The organism is Mycobacterium kyorinense, from assembly GCF_002101735.1.
GTDB classification, from domain to species: Bacteria; Actinomycetota; Actinomycetes; order Mycobacteriales; family Mycobacteriaceae; genus Mycobacterium; species Mycobacterium kyorinense.
In genome coordinates, this window is sequence record NZ_LQPE01000124.1 from 1 (window position 1) to 3344 (window position 3344).

Genomic DNA, 3344 nt, shown 5'->3' on the forward strand with positions numbered 1-3344 from the left:
ATGATGCGGCGACTGAACACGTCGAGCACCATCGCCAGGTAGAACAGCCCGACCATGGTGCGCACATAAGTGATGTCTTATGCCGACCGTCGAAATATGGCGACAGTGCTTGCGATGGTGCAGGCCAGTGGCAGTGTTGAGGTGCAAAAGGTCGGCATAGTCGCATAGTCGTGGTCACGCTTCAGGCACGGAAAGTGTCTGGAGGTGAGGTCCGTGACGAAGAGATCGCCGACGGCCCGGTCGTATCCGGTTCGGGTCCCGCGTGTTCCGGTGGGTCCTTTGGCGCCGATGGTGCTGGGCCAGTGTTCGGAATGGTTGGCCGGGCTGGGTTATTCGCCGAGTTCGGCGGCCGGGGTCGTGAATGTGTTGGAACGGCTGAGCTGGTGGATGCAGCTAGCGGGCGCCGGGGTCGATGACATCGACGAGGATCTGCTCGCGCGGTTCGTCGCAGTGGAGGGATCCCGAGATCTTCCGTGCGTGGCAGTAAAGCAGTGGATTGGCACGGTGCGCAGGTTCTTGACCGCAGCGGGATATCTGAGTGCAGCTGTAGTCCAGTCGGATTCACTCACGCCGGCGCAGACCGCGGTGGCGGGCTGGTGTTCGTGGATGCGTGAGCAGGGCGGCTTGGCCGAGAAGACCATCGCGGCCCGTTGTCACTACGCGGCCGGCCTTCTCGATATGTTGATCGCGGCTGACGGGTCAGTGCAGTGGCGGCGTCTGGACGCGTCGATCGTCAATGCGTACGTCGCTGAGCGTGGACGCCCTTACGGCATTGTTGCTCGTGCTCACATCGTCGGATCTGTTCGCTGCCTGCTGCGGTGGGCGTTGAGCACCGGCCGCCTCGATCGGGACTTGACCGCCGGGATCCTCAAGCCTGCCGGGACGCGGCGATCGTTGCCGCGGGGTGTGGACGCCGAGCAGGTCGCGGCCGTGCTGGGCGTGTGCGATGCGGCCACCGCGCTCGGGGCAAGGGACCGGGCGCTCGTCATGATCCTCGTGCGGTGTGGCCTGCGCGCTGGAGAAGCCGCCCGCCTGAGGCTCGACGACATCGACTGGGCAAGTGGGTATCTCAGGGTCACCGGCAAGGGCCGCGAGCACTCGTTGCCGATCCCGGTCGATGTGGGCCAGGCATTGGAGGCGTGGTTGCGGCTGCGGCCGCCCGCGCTGGACCGAGCCGTGTTCGTGCGGCTGCGGGCGCCGCGGCAGAAGATGACGACCTCGGGCATCTCGGGGATCATCGCCCGGTTGTCGGATCTGGCGGGGATCGACCGGATCTACGCGCACCGACTGCGGCACACCGCCGCGATGGACGTATTGGCCGCCGGTGGCTCCTTGACCGAAGCCAAGGGGAGCTTCTGGGTCATGCGTTCACCGTCACCACGATGGCCTACGCGAAAGTCGACCTCGCATCGCTGCGCGAGTTGGCCGTCCCGTTCGGGCAGGTGCCGCGATGACGACACTGCGTGAACGACTCGACGAGTACTTGCAGCTGCGCCGGTCTCTCGGGCCGTGCCCTTCATCTACAGCCAACACGACATCGATGCGTTACTTGCCGCCTGCGACACCGAGTTCACCGACGAGCGGATCGCCGCCACCCTACGCACCGTCATCGGTCTGCTCGCCGCCACAGGCCTGCGAATCGGCGAAGCACTGAACCTGCGAGTCCCTGACATCGACCGGCACAACGACCTGCTGATGATCACGGCCGCGAAGTCGCACGAACGTCTCGTCCCGGTGCACCCGACGACGACGGCCGCCCTCCTGCAGTACATCGCTTTGCCTGCCCGGATGGCCACACACCCCGACCCGGCCGGCCCAGTCTTCGTGACCTCCAAGGGAACCGGATACGTCTACGTGTCCTTCCAATCCTTGTTCAAGCGAGTCCGGGATGCTGCCGGGCTCGCCCCGCGCAGCAGGGCACGCCCCCGACTGCACGACCTGAGGCACACCTTCGCCACCGCGCACATGACCGTCGCCTACGCCCACGGCGGTAACCCCGATCGGGTGCTGTCGCTGCTGGCCACCTGGCTGGGGCACTCCGACGCCGCCCACACCTACTGGTACCTGACCGCGACCGGGGAACTCATGGCCCTGGCCGCCGGCAAGCTCGAACCCATCTCCGAAAGTGAAATACTGTGAACGCCTTGGCCATCAGCCTGCAGAGCTACTTCACGACCTTCGCCCACACCCAGCGCGACCTGTCGATCAACACCGTCGCCTCCTACCGCGACACCTGGCGGATGCTGCTGAAGTACCTGACCGCCAAACTCGCGATTCCCGCCGACGCACTCGACTTCAACGCCGTCACCGCCGCGCACGTCACCAGGTTTCTCGACCACCTCGAACACGAACGTCACAACAGCACCAGAACCCGCAATGCCCGACTCACCGCGATCCGCGCCGTGCTCGGCCGCGCCCTGCCCGACCATCCCGAGCACGCCGCCACCATCACCCAGGTCCTGGCGATCCCACCCAAACGCACCATCAGGCCTGTCATCGAGTTCCTCACCCCCGCAGAGCTCGACGCACTACTGGCCGCACCAGATTCCACTACGCGGCGCGACCACGCCCTGCTGGCCATGACCGCGCAGACCGGTCTGCGGATCAGCGAGATCTGCTCACTGACCCACGATGACATTCACCTCGGCACCGGCCCGTATATCGCCTGCACCGGCAAAGGGCGCCGCCAGCGCATCACCCCGCTGACCAGAGCCACCCTCAGCACCATGACGACCTACCTCGCCGAACGGATGACCCGGCCAGGCTCCGCACTGTTCTGCGGTCCTCACGGACAACCCTTGTCCCGCGACGCACTCGAACATCGCCTTGCCGCACACCTTGCTACTGCGACGACCACCTGTCCCAGCCTCACCGCCAAGCGCGTCACGATGCACACCCTGCGGCACACCGCAGCGATGAACCTCCTCGCCGCCGGAGTCGACGTCTCCGTCATCGCACTATGGCTCGGACACGCCGACACCCACAGCACCGACGCCTACCTCCACGCCGACATGGCCATCAAACAAGCCGCCATCGACCGGACCAGGCCACCCAACGTCAAACCAGGGACCTACCAACCCGAACCCGACATCCTGGCCTGGCTCACCTCGCTTTGACTATGCCGACCATACAACCCCAAAAGCGTTATCGGAGTGCACCATTACTGAAGTCATCGGCATATTTCGACGGTCGGCATAAGACATCAAATGCCGACGTCGGCATTTGATGTCGGCGACCCACAGCTGGTTGGGACGGCACGCAGTGAATTCGCGGTCCACCAGATCGGGCACCGGCGTCGCCGGGGCACCCGGCACAGTGGTGGTCTTCCAGCCGCGACGCAGATA

Annotated in this window: 3 protein-coding genes and 1 pseudogene; 3 read left to right on the plus strand and 1 reads right to left on the minus strand. The window is 65.3% G+C overall.

The features are described from left to right. Positions 1-213 precede the first annotated feature (213 nt). The 3 genes from AWC14_RS14825 to AWC14_RS14835 are packed head-to-tail and all read left to right on the plus strand — an operon-like array spanning position 214 to position 3116. Positions 214-1467 (plus strand): tyrosine-type recombinase/integrase, encoded by a 1254-nt coding sequence (locus AWC14_RS14825; protein ID WP_200885686.1) that lies wholly within the window; start codon positions 214-216, stop codon positions 1465-1467. A 42-nt stretch (positions 1468-1509) separates the two neighbouring features. Further along, positions 1510-2139 (plus strand): tyrosine-type recombinase/integrase, encoded by a 630-nt coding sequence (locus AWC14_RS14830; RefSeq protein ID WP_081968389.1) that lies wholly within the window; start codon positions 1510-1512, stop codon positions 2137-2139. Next, entirely contained in the window at positions 2136-3116 is a 981-nt protein-coding gene (locus AWC14_RS14835; protein WP_045385824.1) for a tyrosine-type recombinase/integrase, read from the plus strand. Before AWC14_RS14830 ends, AWC14_RS14835 begins: the two co-directional genes overlap by 4 nt. On the opposite strand, the pseudogene AWC14_RS29210 reads toward AWC14_RS14835, so the two are convergent. After that, positions 3117-3344, minus strand: a pseudogene (locus AWC14_RS29210) (hypothetical protein); the annotation flags it as partial. It abuts the gene before it with no gap.